General features: G+C 47.4%; 7 protein-coding genes. All 7 read left to right on the top strand.

Translation table 11 applies throughout. The features are described 5' to 3' along the window. On the top strand, positions 1–523 hold a 523-nt coding region (locus ABY802_RS15670), incomplete at its 5' end, for a type II secretion system F family protein (RefSeq protein WP_372628060.1). Further along, positions 523–1,422: an A24 family peptidase gene (locus tag ABY802_RS15665; RefSeq protein WP_372628059.1), complete on the top strand. Its 900-nt coding sequence runs from the start codon at positions 523–525 to the stop codon at positions 1,420–1,422. The genes ABY802_RS15670 and ABY802_RS15665, both read left to right, overlap by 1 nt. Further along, positions 1,412–2,152 carry a dephospho-CoA kinase gene (gene coaE / locus ABY802_RS15660; protein WP_372628058.1) on the top strand — a complete coding sequence of 247 codons (741 nt, stop codon included), beginning with the start codon at positions 1,412–1,414 and terminating at the stop codon, positions 2,150–2,152. Before ABY802_RS15665 ends, coaE begins: the two co-directional genes overlap by 11 nt. Before the next feature lie 19 nt (positions 2,153–2,171). Continuing rightward, positions 2,172–2,951: a cell division protein ZapD gene (gene zapD, locus ABY802_RS15655; RefSeq protein ID WP_372628057.1), complete on the top strand. Its 780-nt coding sequence runs from the start codon at positions 2,172–2,174 to the stop codon at positions 2,949–2,951. A gap of 8 nt (positions 2,952–2,959) precedes the next feature. Beyond that, positions 2,960–3,193 carry a DNA gyrase inhibitor YacG gene (gene yacG / locus ABY802_RS15650; protein ID WP_290610473.1) on the top strand — a complete coding sequence of 78 codons (234 nt, stop codon included), beginning with the start codon at positions 2,960–2,962 and terminating at the stop codon, positions 3,191–3,193. A 262-nt stretch (positions 3,194–3,455) separates the two neighbouring features. After that, positions 3,456–4,460 (top strand): PEP-CTERM sorting domain-containing protein, encoded by a 1,005-nt coding sequence (locus tag ABY802_RS15645; RefSeq protein ID WP_372628056.1) that lies wholly within the window; start codon positions 3,456–3,458, stop codon positions 4,458–4,460. Between the two features lie 114 nt (positions 4,461–4,574). Further along, the gene (locus ABY802_RS15640) at positions 4,575–5,108 is read left to right on the top strand and encodes an invasion associated locus B family protein (RefSeq protein ID WP_372628055.1); all 534 of its coding nucleotides are present in this window, start codon (positions 4,575–4,577) and stop codon (positions 5,106–5,108) included. Positions 5,109–5,222: the final 114 nt, after the last annotated feature.

The raw sequence follows: 5,222 nt of genomic DNA, 5'->3' as shown, positions 1-5,222 counted from the left end.
ATTTGCTTTTGGCTATGTGGTGAAAAAGACATATGCCAATAATTTAAAATTCCGTACCATGGCTGATGGCTGGATCCTCAAAGCGCCGGTTATAGGTAATATTTTAAATAAAGCCGCGGTGGCCCGTTTTGCCCGCACGCTTTCCACTACCTTTGCGGCAGGTGTGCCGTTAATTGAAGCCTTAGAATCCGCCGCTGGCGCCTCGGGTAATGAAGTATACCGTAATGCCATTATGCATATCCGCGAAGAGGTCTCCTCTGGTACTCAGATGTATCAGGCGATGAAACAAACTGACCAGTTCCCGGAAATGGTGATTCAAATGGTGTCGATTGGTGAAGAATCGGGCGCGCTGGATGGCATGCTGGAAAAGGTGGCCAATATTTATGAGCAGGAAGTAGACGATGCGGTTGATGGTTTAACCGCCTTGCTGGAGCCAATGATTATGGCTGTGCTTGGCGTAGTGATCGGCGGTTTAATTATTGCCATGTACTTGCCAATTTTCCAATTGGGCGCGATTATTTAATGACCGAATTTACCCATTATTTAAGCCAGCATAGCTGGCTTTTTGTTACGCTTGTAGCTGTTATCAGTTTACTGATAGGCAGTTTTTTAAACGTTCTGGTGTACCGCTTGCCAAAAATGATGGAGCGGGAGTGGCAGCAGGAATATCAGGCGTATTTTAACGCCGATGCAGCGCAAAGTAAGGCTGCGACAACGCCAGCAACACCTGAGCGCTTTAACCTAGCGGTGCCACGCTCGGCTTGCCCAAAATGTCATACCCCAATTGCGGCACGCGATAATATTCCGGTACTAAGCTGGCTGCTGTTAAAAGGCCGTTGTCGGCATTGTAAAGCACCAATAAGCAGCCGCTACCCGGCGGTAGAAGCGTTAACCGCTGTGCTCTCGGCCATGGTAGCCTGGCAATATGGCTATGGCACCCTGGCGCTTGTGCTGATTTTTGTGACCTGGGGTTTAATCGCGCTCAGCTTTATTGATATTGACACCATGCTGTTGCCCGACAGCCTTACCCTGCCACTGTTATGGCTGGCGTTGGTATTTAGTTTAACTGATTCAGCCTTAGTTAACCCAGCCCAGGCAATTATTGGCGCCGCTGCCGGTTACCTGAGCCTGTGGCTGGTGTATTGGGGCTTTAAATTATTAACCGGTAAGGAAGGCATGGGTTATGGTGATTTTAAATTACTGGCCATTTTTGGTGCCCTGCTTGGCTGGCAACAACTGCCGCTGATTATTTTATTATCGTCCCTGGTGGGTGCAGTCATTGGCGCCACTATGCTGGCCATTCAGGGGCGAGATAAGGCTACGCCAATTCCGTTTGGCCCTTATATTGCCGCCGCCGGTTTTATTGCCTTGTTATGGGGTGAGCAATTAACTAACGCCTACCTGAGTTACCTTGGCGCCTGATAAAATGCAATCTGAGGCAAAAGAGCCTGGTACTAAGGTGTCTGGCAGTGGCCGTTTTATTGTTGGCTTAACCGGCGGTATTGGTTCGGGTAAGTCGACGGTAGCCCGGCTATTCGACCAGCTTGGCGTGCCGGCAGTAGATGCCGATGTCGTTGCCCGTGAGGTGGTTGCCAAAGGTAGCCCTTTACTGGCTAAAATAACTGAGCATTTCGGGCCAGAGCTGTTAACTGCTGAACACACCTTAAACCGCGCCCTGCTGCGCCAACTGATTTTTACAGATCCGGCAGCAAAACAGTGGCTGGATAGTGTAATGCACCCGGCCATTCGAACAGCAATGTTAAGCCAGTTAGCAAATTTGCCGTCAGCGCCTTATGTGCTGTTAATAGCACCACTATTGCTGGAAAATAACCTGCATACCTTGGTAAACCGGGTATTAGTGGTAGATATAACTGAACAAAACCAGCTGGCGCGCACTCTAAGCCGGGATGCTCTCAGTTCTGGTGCCGATGCTGAACAAGTGAAGGCCATTATTGCCAGCCAGATCAAGAGGGCAGATCGCTTAGCTTTAGCTGATGATATTATTGATAACAATGCTGATTTTACCAACACGGATATTACAAACGCGAATATTACCAGCGCGGGCATTGAGCACGAAAGTGACGCCCCCACGCTACAGCAGCAGGTTAAGCAGTTACATCAACGCTATGTAACCCTGGCAGCACAAGAATAAAAACAGGCCACCCTTTATTATGACGGACAGTATGACGGATAGCACAACGGATACCGCTGAGATTATTTACGAACACCCACTGAATGAGAAAATTCGGACGTATTTACGCCTGGAGTTTTTGTTTCAGCAGGTGCACAGTCAGCTGGCCCTGGCCGATGAAAACCAGCAACAAAGCTTTTTTACCAGTCTGTTTTCCTTAATTGAGGTGATGGATCGCAACGATGTTCGTCCCGATTTAATTAAAGATATTGAACGCTGCGAGAGCCAGCTGGTGATGTGGTCACAACATCCATCAGTGTCTGATGCTAAATTACAAACCATGTTGCAAGCGGCCGTGCGGATGCAATCTGAGCTATTACGCAGTGGCAAATTGCTTGGTGCCTTAAAAGACGATAACTTTTTAGCTCCGCTACGCCAGCGCTTCAGCATTCCAGGCGGTTGCTGCTATTTTGATATGCCGCAACTGCAATACTGGTTTAGCTTGCCGCTAAGCGAACGTCAGGCCCAGGCCGAAGACTGGCTTAACCAGATTGCCCTGGCAGAGCAGGCTATTCGCTATGTGTTAAGTTTTATCCGCGAACGCAGCCATTATCAGAACGTGGTCGCAGAAAATGGTTTTTACCAGCAAAATGCCGAGCAATTTGAATTATTACGGATTAAATACCCGGCTGGCGAAGGTACTTACCCTACCGTAAGCGGCAATAAATATCGTTATGCGATTCGCTTTATGCAGCTGGATGCCGACAGCGCCCGCAGCGCTGCCGCTAAATCACAGCAATTTCAACTGGCTTGCTGTTAAGGAATTTTATGCCAACTACCGTTAAATGCCCTACTTGCAGTACTGCTGTTGTGTGGGATGCCAGCTCCGCTTTCCGGCCGTTCTGTTCCGAGCGCTGCAAACTGATTGACCTGGGTGACTGGGCTGCAGAAAACCACCGTATTCCGGATAAAGCACCGATAGATGCTGATTTATCAGAGCAATATCTGGAAGAGTTGGAGCAGGAATTTATCGCTCAGGATAACCAGTTTTTCAAAAACTAGGTCGCTTCACCCTCAGTTATTTAACTTTAATTCGTCACATTTCTTTACATTTTGGTCATAGGTACAAGATTTTAACACGGAATATCAACACTTTAGATAATGGCATATTTTGTGCTACTAAGCGTTATTGTACAAAATTGGCGATGTACGAAGTGTCTTTGTACAAAAACGTCGTGGTACAAAAGCATCTTGGTAAAAAGTGCCGTTGAACATTAAACGTCGCTAAACAAAATTGTGTTGAATAACTTTCAGGATGAAACCTATGAAATTTTTAAAGATAGTCTCAGCTATTGCATTGCTGGGTATGGCCGGAGCAAGCCAGGCCTCAATGATAATCGCCGACGGCAATGTTGCCCTGGGTGTAGGTGACTTGGGCCAGCTTAATGTCGAAGGTGGTAATGCAGACATTGCCGGTACTACCGGTGTTGGCTTGCGTTATATTAGTGATGGCGTTGAGTATGAGTCTACTTTCCATGGTTGTGAATGCGAAGGATGGGGCGTAGCAGCTGGTGGCACTTCAGGCTTTGCCAATAATGCCCTTGGCACCGCAGGCCTTAGTTTGGTAAGTTTTGACAGTACTGCTACTACTGCAACATCTATCACCACCATGGGTGGTCTATTGCAGATAACCCATAACTTTGCCCTGGCTGCAGAAACCGATCACCTGTTCCGGGTAGCGGTAACCATCGAAAACATTAGTGGCGCCGATATTGCCAATTTGTTATATCGTCGCACCTTCGACTGGGATGCTTCACCAACGCCATTTAATGAATTTGTCACTATAGGAGGTACTGCCGGCGCTAGCGCAGTATTGGGTGCAAATGACAATGGCTTTTGTAGCTCTAACCCATTAGAGATCTGTTCTCCGCAGGCGGGAAATAGCGGTGATTTTACTGCTGCTGGCCCAGATGATATTGGCTCTAACTTCGATTTTGATTTTGGTGCCTTGCTGACTGGCGAAACCTTCACCTTTGAGATTTTTTATGGCGGTGCAGCTAACCGCAATGCGGCTTTATCAGCGTTAGCCAGCGTCGGTGCAGAAGTGTATTCATTCGGTTGGTCTGGTTTAGATGCTGATCAGGATGGTTTTGGTGATGCCAACGGCGAAATTACTCCTACATTTATTTTTGGCTTTGCCGGAGTAGGTGGTACCGTAATTATTGATCCTGATGACCCGGTAGACGTGCCAGCACCTGCAAGCCTGCTGCTTTTTGCAACTGGTTTTCTGGCGCTGATTGCGCGTCGCAAGCGGTATGCTAAGCTGTAAGCATTGTTAGATACGTAAATGATAAAGCCTTGCTATTGCAAGGCTTTATGTTTTTATCAGCGTAAATGTTTTACATTAATGCTTAACCGTAATAAATGTTTAAAGGAATAAAACATGGCCACGATAAAATTTCAGCACCCGTTGATAAAGGGCAGAATACAGCTGGTGAAACTGGCAGGGCTAGCCTTGTTAAGCAGCCTGCTTAGCCAAACCGTTAGCGCTGATACCAGCAAAGCGACCGTTGAGGCATTTGGAGACTGGCGCAGTGTTTGTAATGAACAATGCGTTATTGCACAAGGCCTGCAGAACCCTGAAAACCCCGATATCATCTATTCCAGCCAGGTAGCTTATGTAACTGGCAGTAGTGATCCGGTATTGCAGCTTAATTTACCGCTGGGGATATATCTGCCACCGGGTGTGGCAATTGATATTGGCGAAAACAAACACAGAGCACCGGTTACCGTTTGCTTGCCACAAGGCTGCAAAGTGTTACTGGTATTAAGCCCGCAGATTATTAGGCAACTGCAACAGAATGCCGCCTATACGGTGAAGGTATTTGTCACTGAACAAACGCCGCGTCAGCTGAAGTTTTCGCTTAGGGGCTTTACAGAAGCATTAGCCAGTTTAACCACTAAGAATGAAAATTAACGACTAATTACTACCAGCACTGAATCCACAACACTAAACGTTGGCGTTAGGCGTTAGCGCTGCTGTAAACGCTGTACTATGGGCTGGTTGGCTTCTGGCAAGGTAATAGTGGTT

The sequence above is a fragment of the Arsukibacterium sp. genome (genome assembly GCF_041616895.1).
GTDB lineage: Bacteria > Pseudomonadota > Gammaproteobacteria > Enterobacterales > Alteromonadaceae > Alishewanella.
This window is presented reverse-complemented; position numbering and strand designations above follow the sequence as displayed.

What these genes read in the sequence shown, in the direction of transcription:
- zapD (WP_372628057.1), top strand. Translation starts at nt 2,172, where the DNA reads ATGACGGACAGTATGACGGATAGCACAACGGATACCGCTGAGATTATT.
- yacG (WP_290610473.1), top strand. Translation starts at nt 2,960, where the DNA reads ATGCCAACTACCGTTAAATGCCCTACTTGCAGTACTGCTGTTGTGTGG.
- ABY802_RS15640 (WP_372628055.1), top strand. Translation starts at nt 4,575, where the DNA reads ATGGCCACGATAAAATTTCAGCACCCGTTGATAAAGGGCAGAATACAG.
- ABY802_RS15665 (WP_372628059.1), top strand. Translation starts at nt 523, where the DNA reads ATGACCGAATTTACCCATTATTTAAGCCAGCATAGCTGGCTTTTTGTT.
- ABY802_RS15645 (WP_372628056.1), top strand. Translation starts at nt 3,456, where the DNA reads ATGAAATTTTTAAAGATAGTCTCAGCTATTGCATTGCTGGGTATGGCC.